Raw genomic sequence first — 20,881 nt, 5'->3', positions numbered from 1 at the left:
GGTCATGCGCGCGATCTGGAAGGGTGCGGTCACCTTCGGTCTGGTGAACGTCCCGGTGAAGGTGTACAGCGCCACGGAGGACCACGATCTGTCGTTGCACCAGGTCCACGACGCCGACGGCGGACGCATCCGGTACCAGCGCAAGTGCGAGGTCTGCGGGAAGGTCGTCAGCTACGACCACATCGACAAGGCCTACCAGGACGGCGAGCAGACGGTGGTCCTCACCGCCGACGACCTGGCGTCACTCCCCGAGGAACGCAGCCGCGAGATCGAGGTCGTCGAGTTCGTGCCGAGCGACGACCTCGACCCGATCATGTTCGACCGCAGCTACTTCCTCGAACCGGACTCCTCCTCGTCGAAGGCCTACGTCCTCCTCCGGCGGACGCTCGAGGAGACCGACCGCACGGCCATCGTGCGGTTCGCCCTCCGCCAGAAGACGCGTCTCGGTGCCCTCCGGGTGCGCGAGGACGTCATCCTCCTGCAGACACTGCTCTGGGAGGACGAGGTCCGGGAGGTGCGGTTCCCGGCCCTCGAGGAACGCGTCCGCATCTCCGCCAAGGAACTCGAGATGTCGGAGGCGCTCGTCGAGTCCTTCTCGTCCCGCTTCCGCCCGGACGCGTTCGTCGACGAATACCAGGCACAGCTCCGGAAGCTCATCGACGCGAAACTCGAGCAGGGCGACGCACTCGACACCGCCGCCACCTTCGGCGAGCAGCCCGAACCCGACGACGACACGGGCGCCGAGCCGATCGACCTCATGGAGGTGCTGCAACGCAGCATCGAACGGCAACGTGGCACGACCGGCGCGAAGACGGCGAGTGGAGCGAAACGGTCCGGCACCGCCAAGCCGGCCGCGACGAGCAGCTCGGCGAAGACCGGTACCGCGAAGACGGGTACCGCCAAGACGAGTGGCGCGAAGACCGCTACCGCCAAGACCGCGGCGTCGAAACCGTCGACCGCGACGAAACGCAAGAAGAGCGCCTGAGCGACGACGCCCGGGCTGAGAGGGAGCACGACATGATGGAGCACCGCGTCACCCCGTTCCTCTGGTACGACTCGCAAGCCGAGGAGGCGGCGACCTTCTACGTGTCACTGTTCCCCGACTCCCGGATCACCTCGGTGAGCCGCTACCCGGAGGGCGGACCCATGCCGGCCGGCCAGGCGATGGTCGTCGAGTTCGAGCTCGAAGGACTCCCCGTCAGCGCGATGAACGCCGGGCCCATCTTCTCCTTCACCGAGGCGTTCTCCTTCTCCGTCAGAGCCGACACCCAGGACGAGATCGACCGGCTCTGGGACGCCCTCATCGCCGACGGCGGCGCCCCGAGCCAATGCGGGTGGCTCAAGGACCGCTGGGGACTGTCCTGGCAGATCGTGCCAGCCATCCTCGCCGAACTGCAGAACGACCCCGACCGGGAACGCGCGGCACGGGCCATGCAATGCATGATGGGGCAGACCAAGTTCGTCATCGCCGAACTCATCGCCGCAGCGGACGGTCGATAGCGGCTCCTCCACAACCGACCAATCGACGGGACACCGCCCCTCCGAGACGCCGACGCAGTCCACCGTCAGCAGCTCCTGACAGACTTGCCGCATGTCCCACCCCAGCGCGCCCACCCCCGCCCACTCCGAACCGACCCCCACCGGATCGGTCGCCGAGGCGACGGCGGCGCTCGCCGCACTCACGGGCGTTCCGGGGGCCACGTTCCACGACGGTCAACTCGAAGCGATCCTCGCGCTCGTCGACGAACAACGTCGTGCGCTCGTCGTCCAGCGCACCGGTTGGGGCAAGTCCGCCGTCTACTTCATCGCGACCGCCCTCCTGCGCCGACGGGGCGCCGGGCCGACGCTGCTGGTCTCGCCGTTGCTCGCGCTCATGCGCGACCAGGTGGCGGCCGCCGAGCGCGCCGGCGTGCGCGCTGTGGCGATCAACTCGGCGAACGCACACGAATGGGACGACGTCCGGGCGCGCCTGGAGGCCGACGAGGTCGACGTCCTGCTCGTGTCACCCGAGCGGCTCAACAATCCACGCTTCCGCGATGAACAGCTCCCGACCCTCGTGGCCCGCACGGGCATGCTGGTGGTGGACGAGGCGCACTGCATCTCCGACTGGGGACACGACTTCCGACCCGATTACCGGCGGCTCGCCGAACTGATCGGACGCCTCCCGGCCGAGGTCCCGGTTCTGGCGACCACCGCGACGGCCAACGCACGCGTCGTCCGCGACATCGCCGAGCAGCTCACCGCACCCGGCGCCGCAGGCTCCCACGGAGCCGAGGTGCTCACCATCCGCGGCTCGCTCGCGAGGGCGTCCCTCCGGCTCGGCGTGCTCCGGCTGCCGGAGTCCCGGGACCGCCTCACCTGGCTGCTCAGCCACCTCGGCGGGCTCACCGGGTCCGGCATCATCTACACGCTCACGGTGTCCGCCGCGGAGGACACCGCGCGGCTGCTGCGCGAGGCCGGTCACGAGGTCCGGGCCTACACGGGCCGGACCGATCCCGATGAACGCGAGGAGTCGGAGCGGCTCCTCAAGGAGAACCGCTTGAAGGCGCTGGTCGCGACGAGCGCGCTCGGCATGGGGTTCGATAAACCGGACCTCGGGTTCGTCGTGCATCTCGGCGCTCCGTCCTCGCCGGTCGCGTACTACCAGCAGGTCGGTCGCGCCGGCCGCGCCACCGAGCATGCCGACGTCCTGCTCCTGCCCGGGGCGGAGGACGAGGAGATCTGGCAGTACTTCGCGACCGCGTCGATGCCGGACGAAGCGCGGGCCACCGCGGTGCTCGACGCACTCGACAGTCAGCCGCGGTCCACGCCCGCGCTCGAGGCGCTCGTCAACCTGCGTCGCACACCCCTCGAACTCCTCCTCAAGGTGCTCGACGTCGACGGCGCGGTGCAGCGGGTGGCCGGGGGATGGGTGTCGACCGGGCAGCCGTGGGTCTACGACCGGGAGCGGTACCGGCGGATCGCTGAGGCCAGGGTTGCGGAGCAACAGGCGATGCTGGCTTACGAGCGGGGCGACGAGTGCAGGATGCTCGTGCTGCAACGTGAGCTCGACGACGCGAGCGCGGTGCCCTGTGGCCGGTGCGACCGCTGCGCCGGGCCGTGGTTCCCCACCGAACTCGACAGTGCGGCGGCCGCCTCCGCGTCGGAAGCGCTCGGTCGGGTCGGCGTGGAGCTCGAACCGCGGGCGCAGTGGCCCACGGGAGCCGACCGCCTCGGCGTCACCGCCGACGGCGCAGCGGTGAAGGGACGCATTGCGCTCGACGACCGCCTCGAGGCCGGGCGTGCGCTCGCTCGGCTCACCGACCTCGGCTGGGGTGGTGTGCTGCGTGAGCTCTTCGCCGCGGGTGCACCCGACGCTCCCGCCTCCCGCGCGGTCATCGACGCGAGTGTCCGCGTCCTGGCGGATTGGCCGTGGACGCAACGGCCGGCCGCCGTGGTCAGTGTGCCGTCACGGTCGCGTCCGCAGCTCGTCGACTCGGTGGCGAGGGGCATCGCGTCGCTCGGGCGACTGCCGTACCTCGGGGAGCTCGACCTCGTCGGCGACGGCCCGCGCGGTGGTCCCGGCGGCAACAGCGCCTACCGTCTGGCGGGCGTCTGGGACGCCTTCACCGTCGGATCCGAACTCCGGGCGCAGCTCGCAGCGCTCGAGGGCGCGCCGGTCCTGCTCGTCGACGACCGGGCCGACAGTCGGTGGACGCTCACCGTCGCCGGTCGCGCGCTCCGCCGCGCCGGATCCGGCCCGGTCCTCCCGTTCGCGCTCGGGATCGTGGGCTGATCGCCCATCAGCCCTCGTGGAGGCTGGAGCGGGTGTCCTTGGCCAGGTGCCGCGGCAGCAGGATCGTGCAGACGAGTCCGACGACGGCTGCTGCAGCGCAGATCGCGAAGCTCAGACGGAAGGCGTCCGCACTGGGTGTCGTGACAGCTCCGTCGGTGACGACCTGGGAGGCCAGGATGGCGCCGATCACCGCACTCGCGATCGTGGAACCGAGCGTCCGCATCACGGAGTTGAGTCCGTTGGACGCCGCCGTCTCGCTGGGCGGGACGGCACCCATGATGAGCGTCGGCATGGCGGCGTAGGCGAACCCCACCCCGAAGCCGACCGCGGTGGCTGTGAGCACGGTGTGCCAGACCTCGGTCATGAGTCCGATCGCGATCGCGTAGCCGACCGCGATGATCGTGATGCCGATCAGCAGGCTCAACCGGGCGCCCTTGGCCGCGGTCAGTCGAGCGGCGACCGGCGACATCGCCCACATGATGAGACCGCTGGGCATGAGGCAGAGGCTCGCGATGAGCATGTTCTGCCCGAGACCGACCCCGGTGCCGACCGGCGCCTCGAGGATGCCCGGGAGGACGACCGTGCTGCCGAAGAAGGCGAAGCCGACCGTGATGGATGCGAGGTTCGTGAAGAGCACCGTCCGCCTGGCGGCGATGCGCAGGTCGACGAGCGGGCTGGAGGACCGTACCTCGAACCACCCCCAGAGCAGGAGCACGACGACGCCGCCGATCAAGCAGCTGAGGGTCCCGACGCTCGTCCAACCCCACTCGTTGCCTTTCGAGACGGCGAGGAGGATCGGGACGAGGCCGGCGGCGAGACCGATCGCGCCGATCCAGTCGAAACCGCCTTCGCTCCGGAGGGTGCTCACCGGGACGAAGCGCGCGACGAGGACGAAGCCGATGAGCCCGAGTGCACCCGCGACCCAGAACAGCACATGCCAGTCCAGGTACTGCGAGATCACGGCGGAGATCGGGAGACCGACGGCACCACCGATGCCGAGGGTGGCACTCACGAGCGCGACCGCGGGGCCGAGCCGCTTCGCGTGGAGCACGTCGCGCAGGATGCTGATGCCGAGCGGGATCACGCCCATCGCCATCCCCTGGAGGGCACGGGCGACGATGAGCGGGACGATCGTGGACGAGAAGGCGGCGAGCACCGATCCGGCCATCATGATCCCGAGCAGGACGAGCACCATCCGTCGTTTGCCGTAGAGGTCGCCGAGCCGACCGGCGATCGGGGTCGCGACCGCGGCCGACAGGAGCGTGGCCGTCACGACCCACATGCTGTCGGAGGCGTGCACGCCGAGGATCGTGGGAAGCGTCGGCACGAGTGGGGTGACGAGCGTCATCATGAACGCCGCGACGAGACCGGTGAACGCGAGGCTCGTGACGACCGCCCGCTCCGGAAGTGGTTTGCGGAGTGCCGCCCGCTCCTCGTCGCTGAGCCAGGGGCGCTCGGCCCCAGGCTGGTCCTCGTCGTGGTCGTCGGGCTGCGCTGAATCCTGCGTCACGGGTCCTGTTCCTGTGGAGAGTCGATGCGGCCGAGGCCACTCGGATTCGAACACCGTCCGCCGGCGCCGTATTCCCGGCTCGGCCGGGCCGATGGCGTCGGCCTCGTCGTCGACTCAGCGGGGGAGGCGGGGGATCGCCGCGATGAGCTGCTTCGTGTAGGCCTCGGCGGGATCGTGGAGGACCTGCGCGGTGGCGCCGGCCTCGACGACCTGCCCGTGTCGGAGGACCATCGTGCGTTCACACAGCGCGGCCACCGTGCCGAGGTCGTGCGAGACCATCACGAGCGCCAGACCGTTCGAGGCCCGCAGTTCGGCGAGGAGCTCGATGATCTGGATCCGGGTGCTCATGTCGAGGGCACTGACGGGCTCGTCGGCGAGGAGGAGCCGGGGGTTCGGGACGATCGCGCGGGCGATGGCGATCCGCTGCCGCTGGCCGCCCGAGAACTCGTGCGGGAACCGCGACGCCGCGTCGGCGGGCAGTCCCACCGCCTCGAGTGCCTCGGTCGCGCGGACGGTCGCCTGCTCGGTGGTCGCCAGACGGAGGGATCGCAGCGGTTCGGCCACGATGCGCCCGATGCGCTGCCGAGGATCGAGCGAGGAGTACGGATCCTGGAAGACGGCCTGCACCGATGCGCGGAACCGACGGACCCGTGTCCGATCGCGGGGGTCCAGTGCGCCACCGTCGAACCGGACCGAGCCCGTGGTCGGCCGGTCGAGGCCGAGCAGCAGCCGGAGGAGGGTGCTCTTACCGGCGCCGGACTGACCGACGATCCCGACGGCCTCTCCTGCGCCGACGGCCAGCGACACGTCGGCCAGGGCCTCCTGACCGCCGCGGTACCGGAAACCGACCGCATCCAGCTCGAGGATCGGCGTCGTCGTGATCGGTGCATCGGTCATCGTGGGTCCTCCAGCGCGTCGTCGAGCGCGCGTGCGCTGGTGACCAGACGACGGGTGTCCTCGTGCTGCGGTGCCGTCAGCACCTGCGCCACCGCGCCGCGTTCCACGGCCCGACCCTCGCTCAGCACGACGACCTCGTCGACCATGGTCGACACGACGGCGAGGTCGTGACTGATGAACAGGAGCGCCATGCCGCGTTCCCGGACGAGCCGGTCGATGAGCGCGAGCACCTCCGCCTGGACGGTCACGTCGAGCGCCGTCGTCGGCTCGTCCGCGATGAGGAGCTGCGGGCGACCGGCGAGCGCGATGGCGATCGCGATGCGCTGCCGCTGCCCGCCGGACAGCTCGTGGGGGTAGGAGGCGGCGATGCGCGCAGTGTCGGTGAGGGACACCTCGACGAGGGCTGCTTCGACGGCCTCCTTGAGCCGTTCGCCCCGGAGTCCCAGATGGCGACGCAGGGGCTCGGCGAGCTGGGCGCCGACCCGCATGAGCGGGTCGAGTGCGGTCAGCGGCTCCTGGAAGACGAGTCCGGCAACCCGACCGCGGAGTGGCCGCAGCGCGCGGTCCGGGGCACCGATCACCTGGGTGCCGGCCAGTTCGACGCTGCCGCTCGCGCTCAGCTGTTCGCCGAGCAGCCCGATCACCGCGAGGGAGGTCAAGGACTTCCCGGACCCGGAACCGCCGATGAGTCCGAGGCGACCCCCGGCGGCGATGGTCAGGTCCAGCCCGTCGAGGAGCGGCTGGTCAGCGCCGTCGGGAGCACCGCGCCGGACGCCTCGGGTGATGGTCAGTCCGGAGATGTCGAGGAGATCGCTCATGCGCCGCGCCTCCTCGTCGGATCGCCGAGGTCCCGCAGGCCGTCCGCGATGAAGTTCACGCCCACCACGAGCATCACCACGGCGACACCCGGAGCGATCGCGCCGACCGGTGCCGTCGTGACGGTGGCCTGGGCCTCCTGCAGCAGGCGTCCCCAGGAGGCGTTCGGCGGTGGCGCGCCGAGGCCGAGGTACGACAGGCTCGCTTCGGCGAGGACGGCGATGCCGAACTGCAGCGCGAGGTTGACGCTCAGGGTGGGCCAGATGTTCGGGAGCACATGCTGGCCGATGACACCGGCCCAGCTCGTCCCGGCAGTCCTGGCCGCGACCACGTACTGCTCGCTGAGGACCCGCTTCGTGAGGATCCGGGTCAGGCGGGCCACGATGGCCGACATGGCGAGTCCGATCGCGATGATGGCGGTGCCGAGTGACGCGCCCTGGGCTGCCACGATGAGCATGGCGAGCAGGAGCACCGGGAAGGCGATCACGACGTCGAGCGCGGCGGAGATCGTGTCGTCCAGCCAGGCCGACGCGAAGGCCGCAGCGAGTCCCACGGCGATACCGATGACCGCGCCGACCGCGACGGCCCCCGCCCCGGTCGCGAGCGCGATGCGCGCACCGATCATGAGCTGGGTCATCAAATCGCGACCGAGCTTGTCCGTACCGAGCCAGTGGGTGCCGGTCGGGCCTTCGAGACGACCGCCGGAGGTGTCCGTGGGGGCGAAGGGCAACCACACGAGCGAGACGGCCGCCAGGACGGCGATGACGCCGACGAGGACGAGTCCGACGGTCAGCGTCGCGGACCGGGCGCGGCGCCGCACCGGGCGTCGGTCGGCGAGCGCGGTCTGGGCGTCGACGGCGCTCATCGGAGCCCGTTCCCCGAGATCGAAGTGCGCAGACGCGGATCGATGAGCCGCTGCGCGATGTCGGCGACGAAACCCGTCAGGAGGACGACGAGGGTCGAGACGAGGAGGATGCCCTGGATGTTCGGGTAGTCGTGCTGCTGGATCGCCGTCAGGAGCATCGACCCGAGGCCGGGCAGGCTGAAGACGCTCTCGACCACGACGGCGCCGAGGAAGGTGGTGGCGAGCTCGATGCCGAGGATCGCCACGACGGGCACCGCCGCGTTCCGGGCGCCGTGTCGGAGCAGGGCCTCACCGAAGCCGGCTCCCTGCGCCCGTGCCGAGCGCAGATAGTCGCTCCCGACCACGTCGAGCGTGGCGGAGCGGACGTATCGGGTGATCGACGCACTCATGACGATGGCGATGGTGATGACCGGGAGGGCGAGGCTCGTGAGTGCCGCGGCAGGATCTGCCCAGTCGTCGCGAGGGAAGCCGCCGGACGGGAACAGTCGGAGCGTCACCGCGAACACGCTGACGAGCAGGATGCCGACCCAGAACACCGGCACGGCGATCCCGAGCTGCGAGAGGCCGGACAACGCGATGCCGTACCAGCGGTCGGCCCGGAGTGCGGACACGACACCGGCCACGAGGGCGAGCACCACGGCGAGGAGGAAGGCGAGGAGCGTCAGCGGCACGGTGACCTGGAGGCGCGACGCGATCTCGGGTCCGACCGGGAGCGAGCTCACGAACGAGGAACCGAGGTCGAGGGTGAGGACGCCGCCGAACCAGGCGGCGAACTGCTCGCCGAGCGGCCGGTCGGCTCCCACCTGCTCGCGCGCCGCGTCGATCTGCTCCTGCGTGGCGTTCACCGAGAGCAGGGCGTTCGACGGGTCGCCCGGCAGCAGCCGGAGCAGCACGAACAGCACCGTCATGGCGACGAGGAACGACACCACGAGGAACGCGGATCGGCGCAGCAGGTAAGCGAGCATGGTGGACCTCAGCGTAGCGAGGCCCGGGCCGACCGGGCGGTGCCGGTCGGCCCGGGCGACGACTACTTGCGGACGATGTCCGCCACGAAGAACTGCGAGTTCAGGCCGTTGACGCCGTACCCCGAGACGTCGCTCGCGGCGACGACGATCTGCGGGTAGAGGTAGAGCCACACGCTCGCCGCGTCCTCGGCGATCTGCTCGTTGACGAGCTTCAGCTTCGCCGTCTGCTCCTCGGTGGTCGTCGCCTGCTCGGCCTCCGACACCCACTGGGTCACCTCGGGGTTGTCGTAGCCCCAGTAGAAGTCCGGGTTGCCGTACCAGACGACGTCGCGGTCGTTCACGTGCTCCTGGAGGGTCGCCTGGAAGTCGCGTTCCTTGAACACCTTCGAGTACCACTCGTCCGCGCTGATCGTGTTGATCTCGACCGTGATGCCGACCTTCGCGAGTTCACTCTGGAGGAACTCGGCGACGGCCGGGTGCGGGTCGTAGCTCGGGGTGTCGAGGGTGAAGGTGAAGCCGTCGGCGAAGCCCGCTTCGGCGAGCTGCTGCTTGGCGAGCTCGGGGTCGTACGGGTTCACCTGCGTGAGGTCCTCGTACCAGGGGTCCGTCGGCGGGACCATCGACCCGATGAGCGTGCCGTAGTCGCCCCAGATCGACGAGAGCAGCTTCTTGGTGTCGATCGCGGAGTACACGGCCTTGCGGACGAGCGCCTGGTCGAACGGGGCGACCCGGTCGTTGAAGGCGAGCAGCTCCTTCGTCGTGGAGTCGCCGTCGGAGACGACGTAGTCCGCGTTGTCGGTGAACTGGCTCAGCTGGTCGGGGCTCTGCACGCTCGTGATGATGTCGATCTGCTTCGTGACGAGCGCATTGCTGAGCGCGGTCGCGTCGGTGAAGTAGGTGAAGACCACCTCCGCGTTCTTGGCGGGCTCACCCCAGTAGTCGTCCCAGCGCTCGAGGCTCAGGGTGCTGCCGCGCTTCCAGTCGCCGAGCGTGTACGGACCCGTGCCGTCCTCGGTGGTCTTGAGGTCCTTCGCCGCGTCGTTGACGATCCAGACGTAGCTCAGGTTGTAGATGAAGGAGATGGAGCGCTCGGAGAGGGTGATGACGACGGTCTTGTCGTCGGGGGTCGCGATGCCGGAGATCACCGCGAAGCTGCTCTTCCGTGCCGACTGCGAGTCCTCGGCGGTCACGGCTTCGATGCTCGACTTCACGTCCGCCGAGGTGAGCGGGTCGCCGGAGTGGAAGGTGACGCCGTCCTTGAGGGTGAAGGTGTACGTCAGGCCGTCGTCGCTCACCGTGCTGTCGGCGGCGAGCACCGGTTCGACCTCGCCGTCGTCCGTGAGGCGGTACAGGCCCTCGTACACGTTGCCGGTGAAGGCCTCCGTGACGCCTTGGCCGCCGCCGCCGGTGTTGCTGAGGTTCTGCGGCTCGTAGAGCGAGCCGACGGCGATGGTCGCGTCGTCGCCCGTCGCCGAGCTGCCACCACCACCGGCGCAGCCGGCGAGGGCGACGGCGGCGGCGACGGACAGGGCGACGAGCCCGATGGTTCTCTTCACGGATACTCCTGTGGTGTGGGGGTGCTGGTGCAGGTGTGGGGTGCTGGGGGTCAGACGGCGTAGAGGTCGAAGCCTTCGCGGAACCGGACGATCCGTTCTCCGGCGAGGACGTCTCCGGCGAACCGGTTCTGCGGCGGCGGCATCGGACAGTTGTACTGCACGGAGAAGCCGCAGGGCGGCACGAACGCGCGGTTGAAGTCGAGGACGACCTCGCCCGCCGTGCCGAAGCCGCCGTCGTCGGTCCGCTGCACGAACAGGAACCGGCCGGCGCCGTAGGTGCCCGACTCGTCATCGCGCCCGTTCGTCGCGTCGCCGAACACGAGGAGGAGCGTGCCGCCGTCGTCGAAGGCGCTCATCGTGTACTCGACGCCGTCCCGCGTGAACACGATGTCGCCGGGGACGACGAGCTCCCGTGATCCGCCGTTGTCTCGGATGTGCTCGAACGGGACGGTCCGCGAGCCGTCGACGGGCGTGAACCGCGCCGTCTGGACCCAGGCGGGGTCGTACGGGAAGACCTCGATGCCGTCGAACGCGCGGATGGCGGGTGCGTTCGCGTCCCATCGGCGGATGCCGACCTCGTCCTGGCCCGTGTCGAGGTGGGTGCGGCGGAGCGTCGTCACCGTGACGCCGCTCGGCTGCTCGGCGGCGATGGCGGCTGCGGCTGCATCGACGGTGGCCGGCGTCTCCTCCGCGAGCCACCGCGTCTCGACGAGGGCGAGGTTGCCGAGCGGCGCGGTCACGGCGGCTCGACGCTCCTCGCGCCAGGCGTCGTGCTCGGCGATCGCGTTCGGCTGCGGGGCGGTGTGGATCGGCATGTCTCGATTCTCCGGATGACGGCGGGCGGGTCCCAATCGTGTGTCCTTCGGAGTCCAGCTCGTTTCGGGCGGGAACTATTCCCGAGCCCGGCGACGACCCTGCGCGGGACGGCGAGCGACCGGGTCGCGACGGTCTGGGAGGATGTCCTCATGAACGCCACGCTCGTCCGCATGCCCGCCGATCGACTGCGGGGGTGGATGCTCGCCGCGAACGCGCAGTACCGCCTCGAACGCATCGAGGCGGGGGAGACCGAGGCAGAGGCGACGGCGAAGGCTGCACAGTCCCTCGCCGAGACGTTCCCGGCCGGCCGACTCCAGGTCGGACACCTCGTCTTCGAGGTGGTCCTCGACGAAGCCGCAGTCGGCGTGCTCTGGATCGGACCGCGGAGCACGAGCCACCCGGACGAGTGGTGGGTCTGGGACGTGGAGATCGACGAGTCGTTCCGCGGGCGTGGGCTCGGCCGGCAGGCCATGCAGCTCGCCGAGACGGCGGCCAAGGAGCAGGGCGCGAAGACGCTCGGGCTGAACGTCTTCGGATTCAACCGGATCGCGCGCGGCCTGTACGAGTCGCTCGGCTACGAGACGATGGCCGTGCAGATGCGCAAGGCGCTCTAACGCGGGTCCAGCCCGTCGATCAGCTCGGTCATGACCCGGTCGGCGAGTGACGGAGGCTTCGGGTGCCCGTCGGCGGTGGTCCGCGAGGTCGTCGCCCGGTCGAGCGCGAGGACCTCACCGTGGAGGTGCTCCATCTTCGCGTCGAGCCTGGAGGCAGCCTCGGCGGCGTGCTTGAGCTCGGCGAGCAGGCTGTCCGGCACGGCCTTGTCGTACTTGTAGTAGATCTTGTGTTCGAGGCTCGCCCAGAAGTCCATGGCGATCGTCCGGAACTGGATCTCGACGGGCACCTGCACGACGCCGTCGGACATGAACACCGGAACCTCGACGATCACGTGGAGGCTCTGGTACCCGTTCGGCTTCGGGTTCGCGATGTAGTCCTTGACCTTCACCACGGTGATGTCCTGCTGGCTCGTCAGGAGTTCGAACACCTTGTACGTGTCGGAGATGAAGCTGCAGGTGACGCGGATGCCCGCGATGTCCGTGATGTGTTCGCGGATGTCGTCGATGTCCTGCCCGTACTGCTTGCGCTCGATCTTGCCGATGATGCTCTCCGGCGACTTCAACCGCGAGCTGATGTGCTCGATCGGGTTGTAGTCGTGGATCTGCGTGAACTCCTCCTTGAGGATGTTGAGCTTCGTGGTGATCTCGTCGATGCCGAACTTGTACAGCATCATGAACCGCGTGAACTCGTCCTTGAGGCGCTTCAGCTCCTCGAGGTTGTCCGACGACGTTGGTCCGGTCATGGGCGTGCGCTCCAGCTCTGTCTCCGACGGGCCGACGGCCCGCTCGCACTCTACTGAAGCGGCCTTGGAACGCCTCTCAGCCTCCTGTGAATCAGGACCGTCGCGAGCAGTTCAGTGCTGCAGGGCCGCGCGGCGACGTGACGAGGCCTGGAGCCGGCGGGCGCGCCCGGCGGTCAGCATCAGGCCGAGGACGACCCCGGCGACGGCCCCGGACGTGTTCGCGAGGAGGTCGCGGGGATCGCTCACGCGTCCGGGGATCGCGAGTTGCGCGGCCTCGATGCCGACCGTCAGCGTGGCTGCGACGAGGATGGCGAGCCACCAGCGCCGCCGTCCGAGCAGGAGCAGGAAGAAGACGCCGATCGGGACGAACATGGCGATGTTCGCTCCGAATTCGAGGCGCTCGTAAGTGACCCACGCCGTCGACTCCCACCGGGCGAGGAGGTCGACGAGTCGGTACACGAGGGACTCGGTCCGGCCGTCGAAGGGCCGTGGGCCGAGGGTGATGGCCGCCACGAGCGCGAGGTACACCACGGTGAGGGTGCTGAGCACGGGATGGCGGCGGAACATCGGCCCAGCATGCCCGAGCCACCTTGGCGGCGCTTGAGTGTTCCCTGGACGGGGACGATGCGTCGCCGATGAGGCCGGTCGGGTCGTCAGCAGCGCGTCAGCGCCCTCGCAACCGCTCGATGTCGCGTCGTTCACGCTTCGTCGGTCGACCGGCGCCCCGGTCTCGGACGGCCACGACCTGCCGTTCCGCCGGCGTCGGCAGCGGGGGAGAGCGGTCGATGAGACATTCCGCCGCGACGTCCGCCCCGACCCGTTTCGCGATGAGGCGTCGGACCTCCACGACCCGGTCGAAGCCCGCCACGCGGAGTCGGACCTCGTCGCCGATCCTGACGGCCTGTGCCGGCTTCGCCCGCTCGCCGTTGACCCGGACGTGGCCGGCTCGGCAAGCGGTCGCGCCGGCCGAGCGGGTCTTCGTCAGCCGCACCGCCCAGATCCATGCGTCGACGCGCACGCTCGACGGGCTGTCCATCCTCCGATGGTAGAGCAGCCCATCGGTAGACTCGACCCGTGACTGACGGGGCGGGGCGCGGGGTTCGACGGACCGGTGAAGACCGCGTCGTCACCCTCCCCAATGCGCTCAGCGTCTTCCGGATCCTCCTCGTCCCGGTCTTCCTGATCCTCCTCGTGCAGGGGCAGGACCTGTTGGCTCTCGCGACGCTCGCGTTCTCGGGCGTCACCGACCTCCTCGACGGGTGGATCGCGCGACGGTTCGACCAGATGACGAAGCTCGGTCGACAACTGGATCCGGCCGCCGATCGCCTCTACATCCTCGCAGCGTTGATCGGTCTCGCGGCCCGCGGACTCATCCCGTGGTGGTTGCTCATCGTCGTCTTCGCCCGCGACCTGCTGCTCGTCGGGCTCGCCGTCGTCCTGCACCGGTCCGGTACGGGCGTGCTCCCGGTCATCCGCGTGGGGAAGTGGGGCACGGCACTCCTGTTCATCGGGCTCCCGGTCCTCATGCTCGGTCAGGCGTTCCCAGCCGTCGCGATGATCGCGACGCCGCTCGGTTGGGTGTCGGTGATCGCCGGAGCGACGCTCTACTGGTGGGCCGGCATCCTCTACCTGCTGCAGACCGTGCGCATCTCGGGGGATGCCCGTTCGAAGCAGCGGGAACGGGCCCGATCCGACGGATCACCCTCGACCGGGCGGCTCGACAGTGACGCCACATCGGATACGCTTGACGGAGAGGAGGTCGACGGTGGCTGAGCACGATGAGAAGTATCCCGCGACCGGGGCGTACACGCCGGGAGCTGTCGATGACGGTGCCCCGACGAGCGGCTCGGGCGATCGGGAAGTCGACACGACACTCACCTTCGGTGAAGACCTCGGAGCGGCCCTCGCGGCGATCGACTCCGACGTCACCGCTGAGGAGCACGAGGCGATCGCGGCCCTGCCGTCCGGTTCAGCGCTGCTGATCGTCCGTCGTGGTCCGAACGCCGGTGCGCGGTTCCTCCTCGACGCCGACGTCACCACCGTCGGACGTCACCCCGAGGCCGACATCTTCCTCGACGACGTCACGGTGTCGCGTCGGCACACCGAGTTCCACCGTCACGGGACCGCGTTCGAGATCCGCGATCTCAACTCCCTGAACGGCACGTACTTCGACGGTGTCCGCATCGACAAGGCGATCCTGCGCGACGCCGCCGAGGTGCAGATCGGCAAGTTCCGCCTCACCTTCTACGCGTCGCGGATCGACCTCGCCTCCCAGCTGGGAAGCTAGTGGCGGCAGCCAGCGCGAACGCGCGAAGCGACGGCGCTCCGCTGCTGAGCATCGGGCAGGTCCTCGCACGCCTCACTCCGGAGTTCCCCGAGCTGAGCAATTCGAAGCTCCGGTTCCTCGAGGAGCAGGGGCTGGTGTCCCCGGCACGGACGAAGTCGGGGTACCGGAAGTTCTCGAGCGATGACCTCGAACGCCTGCGGCTGATCCTGTCGATGCAGCGAGATCACTACTTCCCCCTCAAGGTCATCCGCACCTACCTCGTCGAGGTCGACGCGGGACGGTCGCCGCTGTTCCCTGGCAGTGGGCAAGCCGTCGGCGCGCCGTCGATCCACCCAGGGGTCCGCAGATTCTCGCGGAACGAGCTGATCCGCGAAGCCGGCGCCACCCCGATGCTCTTCAACGACGCCGTGAGCGCGTCGCTGATCCTGCCCGCCGAGAACTACGGCGAGGACGTCGCGTCCCTCCTGCGGATCCTCGTGGAGCTGCAGCGCTCCGGCATCGAACCACGGCACCTCCGCGGGTTCCGCGCCTCGATCGAGCGCGAGGTCGGGCTCATCGAGAGCGCGTTGAGCGCCGTCGCCAAGCGGAACGACGCCGCCGGCCGGGCACGTACCGCCGACCGGGCGCTGGAGATCGCCGCACAGCTCGAGGGTGTGCGGTCGAACCTCGTCCGCTCGGCACTCGAGCGACACCAATCCTCCTGATCGACCAGGGCGTAGACTGCCCTCATCCATCACGGCCAGGTCACAGTTCGATCACTCGTCACGACACGCCGTCCGTTTCGAACGGATGTCGCAGCGTTGACCGGGGCGGATCGGTAGCGTGGTGGGAGTGGTCAAGCCGGCTCGACGCCCCCGTCGAGACCGTACCGACCGTGCAGCGAGCATCGAGGAGAAGCAGACATGAGTGAACTCAGTCGCGACGGGGCGTCACGGTACGGTGACCTCGGGCTGCTGTTCACCGACGGGCTTCCAGAACTCGAAGAGGGCCAGGGCTACCGCGGAGCGGTCGCCGCCCGTGCAGCCGGCATCAGCTACCGCCAGCTCGACTACTGGGCCCGGACGGGTCTGGTCGAGCCCACCGTCCGCGGTGCATCCGGATCCGGAACGCAGCGTCTCTACGGCTTCCGCGACATCCTCGTCCTCAAGCTCGTCAAGCGCCTGCTCGACACGGGCATCTCCCTGCAGCAGATCCGCACGGCAGTCGACCAGCTCCGCGAAGCGGGCATCGTCGACCTCGCCCAGACCACGCTCATGAGCGACGGCGCCAGTGTCTACCTCTGCACCTCGAACGACGAGGTCATCGACCTCGTCAGCCGCGGACAGGGCGTCTTCGGCATCGCCGTCGGCAAGGTGCTGCGCGAGGTGGAGTCCACGCTCATCGAGTTCGACGCACAGTCGGCCGACCCCATGGACGAGCTCGCAGCACGTCGCTCCGCTCGCAGCGCCTGACCCGAGCCGAAGGCGCCGGTCCCTGAGTCTGTCGAAGGGCTCACCGACGCGCGCCACACGCTGTCTGAGCACGCATCCCCGGTACGTGGTGCTCCTGCCGATCCTTGGAGCTCCTGCCGGTCCCTGAGCGCGCCTGCCGGTCCCTGAGCCTGTCGAAGGGCGACCCGAGCGAGCGCCTGGTCCGTGAGCCGACCGAACGGTCTCGCCGCGACCTCAGCTGTCGGTGGAGGGTGCCTCGACGGCAGCGGGACTCGTGACGGCAGCCGGCTCCGGGGGAGCGCCGTCGGCGTACTCGCCGACGCGGCCCGTGCGCAGCACGCGGTCGAGGAGCGAGTCGAAGTTCTTCGCCATCTCCTGCGCCGTGTCACCCGGCCACACGTGGACGGGCTTGGCGGCACCCTGAGCCTGCTGGAGTGACGTGCGCTCCAGCAGCTGCGGGTTGAGGATGAGGGGACCGAACATGTCGCGCAGTTCCTTGATGCGGAACTGGTGCTCCATCGACTGCGGACGCACCCGGTTGACGATGATGCCGAGCGGCTGCAGCCGGGGGCTCAGCCCACGACGGATCTCCTCGACGGCGCGGAGGGCGCGGTCGGCTGCGGAGACCGAGAACAGGCCCGGCTCCGTGACGACGGCGACGCGATCGCTCGCCGCCCAGGCGGTGCGGGTGAGCGCGTTGAGCGAGGGGGCGCTGTCGATGAGGACGAGGTCGTACTCCTCCTCGACGTGCGCGAGTGCCTCTTCCAGGCGCCAGATGTCGCGGATGCTGGGGTGCGGGCCGTCGAAGTTGATCGCAGACGGGCTGCCGATCATGACGTCCATCTTGCCCGGGTGGATCTTCGTCCAGCCGCTCGCCACGATCGCCTGCTCGACGATCTTCTTCTTCGGCGAGGTCAGCACATCCGTCACCGTGAGGTGCCCTGCGACGTCGACGGCCATGCCGGTCGAGACGTCGGATTGGGGGTCGAGATCCACGACCAGCGTGCGGATGTCCTTCGAGAACGCGGCGGAAGCCAGGCCAAGGGTGACGGTGGTCTTGCCGACGCCCCCCTTCAGGGAGCTAACGCTGAGTACATGCACAAGGCTCAACGTTACCGTGACTAGGCTAGGGAATCTCAACGTTTGCTGAGTTGGCTGTTGTGGGAAGGGTTCCATGTTCAGGAAGATTCTTGTCGCCAATCGCGGAGAGATCGCCATCCGGGCGTTCCGTGCCGCGTACGAGCTGGGGGCGAAGACGGTTGCGGTGTTCCCCTATGAGGACCGCAACTCGATGCATCGGCTGAAGGCCGATGAGGCTTACCAGATCGGCACGGAGGGTCATCCGGTGCGCGCCTACCTCGACGTCTCGGAGATCATCCGCGTCGCGAAGGAGTCGGGCGCCGACGCGATCTACCCCGGGTACGGCTTCCTCTCCGAGAATCCGGAACTGGCCGAGGCCGCTCGAGCCGCCGGCATCACCTTCATCGGTCCGCCGTCCTCCGTCCTGGAGATGGCCGGCAACAAGGTGACCGCGAAGGAGCACGCCATCGCGGCCGGGGTCCCGGTCCTGAAGTCCACGCCGGCCAGCCGCGACATCGAAGAGTTGCTGGCCGGTGCCGCCGACATCGGGTTCCCGATCTTCGCGAAGGCGGTCGCCGGTGGTGGTGGACGAGGCATGCGCCGCGTCGACAACGCCGAGGACCTCCGCGGCGCCCTCGAGGCCGCCATGCGTGAGGCGGACAGCGCCTTCGGCGACCCGACGATGTTCCTCGAGCAGGCGGTCGTCCGTCCCCGGCACATCGAGGTCCAGATTCTAGCGAGCGCCGACGGCGAGACCATCCACCTCTTCGAGCGCGACTGCTCGGTGCAGCGCCGGCACCAGAAGGTCGTCGAGATCGCGCCGGCCCCGAACCTCGACGAGGACACTCGTCAGGCCATGTACCGCGATGCCATCGCGTTCGCCAAGTCGATCGGCTACGTCAACGCCGGGACGGTCGAGTTCCTCCTCGACACCGCGGGGGAGCGGGCCGGACAGCACGTGTTCATCGAGATGAACCCGCGTATCCAGGTCGAGCACACCGTGACCGAGGAGGTCACCGACGTCGACCTCGTCCAGTCGCAGATGCGCATCGCCGCCGGCGAGTCGCTCGGCGACCTCGGCCTCACGCAGGAGTCCCTGCACCTCCGCGGCTTCGCGCTCCAGTGCCGCATCACCACCGAGGACCCCACTGCTGGCTTCCGTCCAGACACCGGGAAGATCACGACCTACCGCTCTCCGGGCGGCGGCGGCATCCGACTCGACGGCGGCACGGTCGCCTCCGGTGCACAGATCAGTCCCCACTTCGACTCGATGCTCGCGAAGCTCACCTGCCGTGGGCGCACCTTCGAGGCGGCCGTCACGCGAGCCAAGCGCGCCCTCGCCGAGTTCCGCATCCGCGGCGTCTCCACGAACATCCCCTTCCTGCAGGCGGTCCTCGAGGACGCCTCGTTCGTGGCCGGCGACCTCAGCACCTCCTTCATCGACGAGCGTCCGCAGCTCCTGCGCGGGCACGTCTCGAAGGACCGCGGGACGAAGATCGTCAACTGGCTCGCCGACGTCACGGTCAACCAGCCCAACGGGTCGCGTCCGTCCGGCGCGGACCCGGTCGACAAGCTGCCCGCGATCGACATCACCACCGACGCCCCGGCCGGCTCGCGTCAGCGACTGCTCGAGCTCGGCCCGAAGGGCTTCGCTGACGCCCTCCGCGCTCAGACCGCCCTCGCCGTGACCGAGACCACCTTCCGCGACGCCCACCAGTCGCTCTTGGCCACGCGCGTCCGGACGAAGGACCTCCTGGCGGTCGCACCGTTCGTCTCCCGGCTCACCCCCGAACTGCTGTCCGTCGAGGCCTGGGGTGGCGCGACGTACGACGTGGCCCTCCGCTTCCTCGGTGAGGAGCCGTGGGAGCGATTGGCCTCGCTGCGTCAGGCGATGCCGAACATCGCGATCCAGATGCTGCTGCGCGGCCGGAACACCGTCGGCTACACGCCGTATCCCACGGAGGTGACGAACGCCTTCGTGCGGGAGGCCGCCGACACCGGGATCGACATCTTCCGGATCTTCGACGCCCTCAACGACGTGTCGCAGATGCGCCCCGCCATCGATGCGGTCCTGGAGACGGGGACGACCGTCGCGGAGGTCGCCGTCTGCTACACCGGCGACCTGCTGAACCCGGCCGAGGACCTCTACACCCTCGACTACTACCTCCGTCTCGCCGAGAAGATCGTCGAGTCCGGTGCCCACGTGCTCGCCATCAAGGACATGGCGGGGCTCCTCCGTCCGTCCGCGGCGGCCAAGCTCGTCGCGGCGTTCCGCGAGCGGTTCGACCTGCCGGTCCACGTGCACACGCACGACACCCCCGGTGGACAGTTGGCGACCCTCCTCGCGGCGAGCAACGCGGGCGCCGACGCCGTCGATGTCGCGAGCGCGCCGATGGCCGGCACGACGAGTCAGCCGTCCGCGTCCTCGCTGGTCGCCGCGCTGGCCCACACGGAGCGCGACACCGGCATCTCCCTGCAGGGGATCGCCGACCTCGAGCCCTACTGGGAGGCGGTCCGCGCGATGTACCGGCCGTTCGAGTCAGGACTCGCGGGCCCGACCGGTCGCGTGTACACGCACGAGATCCCGGGCGGTCAGCTGTCGAACCTCCGCCAGCAGGCGATCGCCCTGGGACTCGCAGACCACTTCGAGCTCATCGAGGACATGTACGCGGCCTCCAACAAGATCCTCGGTCGGGTGCCCAAGGTGACCCCGTCGAGCAAGGTCGTCGGCGACCTCGCGCTCCACCTCGCCGCCGTCAAGGCGGACCCGGCCGACTTCGAGGCCAACCCCGACAAGTACGACGTCCCGGACTCCGTCGTGGGGTTCATGGCGGGCGAACTCGGGGAACTCCCGGGCGGATGGCCAGAGCCGTTCCGCTCGAAGGTCCTCGCCGGTCGTTCGGTCGACATCGGGATCACGCCGATCTCCGCTGAAGATCAGGCCTCGCTCGACGGCGAGTCCGCCGAGCGCCGCTCGACCCTCAACCGGTTGTTGTTCCCGGCGCCGACCAAGCAGTTCGAGCAGCAGCGCGACCTGTACGGCGACCTCTCCGTCGTCGACACCGCCGACTACCTGTACGGCCTCGAGCCGGGCATGGAGCACGTCGTCGAGATCGACAAGGGCGTCCGGCTGTTCGTCGGGCTCGAAGCGATCGGTGCGGCCGACGAGAAGGGCATGCGCACCGTCATGGCGACCCTCAACGGTCAGTTGCGACCGGTGTTCGTCCGCGACCGCAGCATCGAGGTCGACTCCCGCGCGGCCGAGAAGGCCGACACCTCCGTCCCCGGCCAGGTGGCCGCGCCGTTCTCCGGCGTCGTGACCGTCAAGGTCGCCGTCGGCGACCGCGTCGAGGCGGGCCAGCCGGTCGCCTCGATCGAGGCCATGAAGATGGAGGCGGCGATCACGACCGCCGTCGCCGGCATCGTCGAGCGCCTCGCCATCCCGGCGACCCAGCAGGTCGAGGCGGGCGACCTGCTCGTCGTCGTGAAGCCGAGCGCCTGACCCTCCCGAGACCGGCCGCGCCCCT

At 69.5% G+C, this 20,881-nt stretch carries 20 protein-coding genes; 9 read left to right on the top strand and 11 right to left on the bottom strand.

The window, feature by feature from the left end; genetic code table 11:
* The first annotated feature begins 4 nt into the window (after positions 1–4).
* The 3 genes from ACLIME_RS06185 (at position 5) to ACLIME_RS06175 (ending at position 3,775) form a co-directional block, all read left to right on the top strand.
* Entirely contained in the window at positions 5–985 is a 981-nt protein-coding gene (locus tag ACLIME_RS06185; RefSeq protein ID WP_191941146.1) for a Ku protein, read from the top strand.
* Positions 986–1,017: 32 nt separating this feature from the next.
* Positions 1,018–1,500: a VOC family protein gene (locus tag ACLIME_RS06180; RefSeq protein ID WP_411558425.1), complete on the top strand. Its 483-nt coding sequence runs from the start codon at positions 1,018–1,020 to the stop codon at positions 1,498–1,500.
* A gap of 91 nt (positions 1,501–1,591) precedes the next feature.
* Positions 1,592–3,775, top strand: a complete 2,184-nt coding sequence (locus tag ACLIME_RS06175) for a RecQ family ATP-dependent DNA helicase (RefSeq protein WP_411558424.1) — start codon at positions 1,592–1,594, stop codon at positions 3,773–3,775.
* Between the two features lie 7 nt (positions 3,776–3,782).
* On the opposite strand, the gene ACLIME_RS06170 is transcribed toward ACLIME_RS06175, so the two are convergent.
* The 7 genes from ACLIME_RS06170 to ACLIME_RS06140 all read right to left on the bottom strand — a co-directional run bounded on the left by ACLIME_RS06170 (position 3,783) and on the right by ACLIME_RS06140 (position 11,199).
* Positions 3,783–5,285 (bottom strand): MFS transporter, encoded by a 1,503-nt coding sequence (locus ACLIME_RS06170; RefSeq protein WP_411558423.1) that lies wholly within the window; start codon positions 5,283–5,285, stop codon positions 3,783–3,785.
* A gap of 114 nt (positions 5,286–5,399) precedes the next feature.
* On the bottom strand, positions 5,400–6,182 hold the full coding sequence (locus ACLIME_RS06165) for an ABC transporter ATP-binding protein (RefSeq protein WP_079706035.1): 783 nt from the start codon (positions 6,180–6,182) through the stop codon (positions 5,400–5,402).
* Positions 6,179–7,000 (bottom strand): ATP-binding cassette domain-containing protein, encoded by an 822-nt coding sequence (locus ACLIME_RS06160; RefSeq protein WP_079706034.1) that lies wholly within the window; start codon positions 6,998–7,000, stop codon positions 6,179–6,181. The genes ACLIME_RS06165 and ACLIME_RS06160 overlap by 4 nt, the downstream gene beginning before the upstream one ends.
* Positions 6,997–7,863 (bottom strand): ABC transporter permease, encoded by an 867-nt coding sequence (locus ACLIME_RS06155; RefSeq protein ID WP_159878884.1) that lies wholly within the window; start codon positions 7,861–7,863, stop codon positions 6,997–6,999. Before ACLIME_RS06155 ends, ACLIME_RS06160 begins: the two co-directional genes overlap by 4 nt.
* Entirely contained in the window at positions 7,860–8,828 is a 969-nt protein-coding gene (locus ACLIME_RS06150) for an ABC transporter permease (RefSeq protein ID WP_079706032.1), read from the bottom strand. Before ACLIME_RS06150 ends, ACLIME_RS06155 begins: the two co-directional genes overlap by 4 nt.
* Positions 8,829–8,890: 62 nt before the next feature.
* Positions 8,891–10,384 (bottom strand): ABC transporter substrate-binding protein, encoded by a 1,494-nt coding sequence (locus tag ACLIME_RS06145; RefSeq protein WP_191941141.1) that lies wholly within the window; start codon positions 10,382–10,384, stop codon positions 8,891–8,893.
* A 50-nt stretch (positions 10,385–10,434) separates the two neighbouring features.
* Positions 10,435–11,199, bottom strand: coding sequence for a DUF1684 domain-containing protein (locus tag ACLIME_RS06140; RefSeq protein WP_079706031.1), 765 nt, complete (start codon positions 11,197–11,199; stop codon positions 10,435–10,437).
* A gap of 150 nt (positions 11,200–11,349) precedes the next feature.
* On the opposite strand from ACLIME_RS06140, the gene ACLIME_RS06135 reads away from it, so the two are divergent.
* Positions 11,350–11,814, top strand: a complete 465-nt coding sequence (locus ACLIME_RS06135) for a GNAT family N-acetyltransferase (protein WP_086473201.1) — start codon at positions 11,350–11,352, stop codon at positions 11,812–11,814.
* Here ACLIME_RS06135 and ACLIME_RS06130 read toward each other — a convergent pair.
* From ACLIME_RS06130 to ACLIME_RS06120, 3 genes are all read right to left on the bottom strand, one after another.
* The gene (locus ACLIME_RS06130) at positions 11,811–12,557 is read right to left on the bottom strand and encodes a GTP pyrophosphokinase family protein (protein ID WP_082916274.1); all 747 of its coding nucleotides are present in this window, start codon (positions 12,555–12,557) and stop codon (positions 11,811–11,813) included. The genes ACLIME_RS06135 and ACLIME_RS06130 overlap by 4 nt on opposite strands.
* Before the next feature lie 111 nt (positions 12,558–12,668).
* Complete coding sequence (locus ACLIME_RS06125) at positions 12,669–13,124, bottom strand: VanZ family protein (protein ID WP_124769411.1); 456 nt, start codon at positions 13,122–13,124, stop codon at positions 12,669–12,671.
* A 97-nt stretch (positions 13,125–13,221) separates the two neighbouring features.
* Entirely contained in the window at positions 13,222–13,593 is a 372-nt protein-coding gene (locus tag ACLIME_RS06120) for an RNA-binding S4 domain-containing protein (protein ID WP_079706027.1), read from the bottom strand.
* Positions 13,594–13,631: 38 nt separating this feature from the next.
* Here ACLIME_RS06120 and ACLIME_RS06115 point away from each other — a divergent pair, with 38 nt between their 5' ends.
* The 4 genes from ACLIME_RS06115 (at position 13,632) to ACLIME_RS06100 (ending at position 16,295) form a co-directional block, all read left to right on the top strand.
* Positions 13,632–14,330, top strand: a complete 699-nt coding sequence (locus ACLIME_RS06115; RefSeq protein ID WP_079706026.1) for a CDP-alcohol phosphatidyltransferase family protein — start codon at positions 13,632–13,634, stop codon at positions 14,328–14,330.
* On the top strand, positions 14,323–14,844 hold the full coding sequence (locus ACLIME_RS06110) for an FHA domain-containing protein (RefSeq protein ID WP_086473205.1): 522 nt from the start codon (positions 14,323–14,325) through the stop codon (positions 14,842–14,844). The genes ACLIME_RS06115 and ACLIME_RS06110 overlap by 8 nt, the downstream gene beginning before the upstream one ends.
* On the top strand, positions 14,844–15,548 hold the full coding sequence (locus ACLIME_RS06105) for a MerR family transcriptional regulator (protein ID WP_079706024.1): 705 nt from the start codon (positions 14,844–14,846) through the stop codon (positions 15,546–15,548). The genes ACLIME_RS06110 and ACLIME_RS06105 overlap by 1 nt, the downstream gene beginning before the upstream one ends.
* A 198-nt stretch (positions 15,549–15,746) precedes the next feature.
* Entirely contained in the window at positions 15,747–16,295 is a 549-nt protein-coding gene (locus ACLIME_RS06100) for a MerR family transcriptional regulator (RefSeq protein ID WP_064297014.1), read from the top strand.
* Positions 16,296–16,508: 213 nt separating this feature from the next.
* On the opposite strand, the gene ACLIME_RS06095 is transcribed toward ACLIME_RS06100, so the two are convergent.
* Positions 16,509–17,375: a ParA family protein gene (locus ACLIME_RS06095; protein ID WP_079002579.1), complete on the bottom strand. Its 867-nt coding sequence runs from the start codon at positions 17,373–17,375 to the stop codon at positions 16,509–16,511.
* Positions 17,376–17,448: 73 nt separating this feature from the next.
* On the opposite strand from ACLIME_RS06095, the gene ACLIME_RS06090 reads away from it, so the two are divergent.
* Positions 17,449–20,856, top strand: a complete 3,408-nt coding sequence (locus ACLIME_RS06090; protein WP_079706023.1) for a pyruvate carboxylase — start codon at positions 17,449–17,451, stop codon at positions 20,854–20,856.
* The last annotated feature ends 25 nt before the right edge of the window (positions 20,857–20,881 follow it).

Origin of the sequence: Plantibacter sp. MPB07 (assembly GCF_046619465.1) — a bacterium.
Taxonomy (GTDB): domain Bacteria; phylum Actinomycetota; class Actinomycetes; order Actinomycetales; family Microbacteriaceae; genus Plantibacter; species Plantibacter auratus.
The sequence above is the reverse complement of the archived record's forward strand: the minus strand, read 5'-3'. Positions and strand labels throughout refer to the sequence as shown.

Excerpts from the sequence above, each read along its gene's own strand:
- ACLIME_RS06185 (WP_191941146.1), top strand. The coding sequence starts at position 5 with ATGCGCGCGATCTGGAAGGGTGCGGTCACCTTCGGTCTGGTGAACGTC.
- ACLIME_RS06090 (WP_079706023.1), top strand. The coding sequence starts at position 17,449 with ATGTTCAGGAAGATTCTTGTCGCCAATCGCGGAGAGATCGCCATCCGG.
- ACLIME_RS06130 (WP_082916274.1), bottom strand. The coding sequence starts at position 12,557 with ATGACCGGACCAACGTCGTCGGACAACCTCGAGGAGCTGAAGCGCCTC.
- ACLIME_RS06180 (WP_411558425.1), top strand. The coding sequence starts at position 1,018 with ATGATGGAGCACCGCGTCACCCCGTTCCTCTGGTACGACTCGCAAGCC.
- ACLIME_RS06160 (WP_079706034.1), bottom strand. The coding sequence starts at position 7,000 with ATGAGCGATCTCCTCGACATCTCCGGACTGACCATCACCCGAGGCGTC.
- ACLIME_RS06155 (WP_159878884.1), bottom strand. The coding sequence starts at position 7,863 with ATGAGCGCCGTCGACGCCCAGACCGCGCTCGCCGACCGACGCCCGGTG.
- ACLIME_RS06165 (WP_079706035.1), bottom strand. The coding sequence starts at position 6,182 with ATGACCGATGCACCGATCACGACGACGCCGATCCTCGAGCTGGATGCG.
- ACLIME_RS06140 (WP_079706031.1), bottom strand. The coding sequence starts at position 11,199 with ATGCCGATCCACACCGCCCCGCAGCCGAACGCGATCGCCGAGCACGAC.
- ACLIME_RS06135 (WP_086473201.1), top strand. The coding sequence starts at position 11,350 with ATGAACGCCACGCTCGTCCGCATGCCCGCCGATCGACTGCGGGGGTGG.
- ACLIME_RS06120 (WP_079706027.1), bottom strand. The coding sequence starts at position 13,593 with ATGGACAGCCCGTCGAGCGTGCGCGTCGACGCATGGATCTGGGCGGTG.
- ACLIME_RS06150 (WP_079706032.1), bottom strand. The coding sequence starts at position 8,828 with ATGCTCGCTTACCTGCTGCGCCGATCCGCGTTCCTCGTGGTGTCGTTC.
- ACLIME_RS06125 (WP_124769411.1), bottom strand. The coding sequence starts at position 13,124 with ATGTTCCGCCGCCATCCCGTGCTCAGCACCCTCACCGTGGTGTACCTC.
- ACLIME_RS06175 (WP_411558424.1), top strand. The coding sequence starts at position 1,592 with ATGTCCCACCCCAGCGCGCCCACCCCCGCCCACTCCGAACCGACCCCC.
- ACLIME_RS06100 (WP_064297014.1), top strand. The coding sequence starts at position 15,747 with ATGAGTGAACTCAGTCGCGACGGGGCGTCACGGTACGGTGACCTCGGG.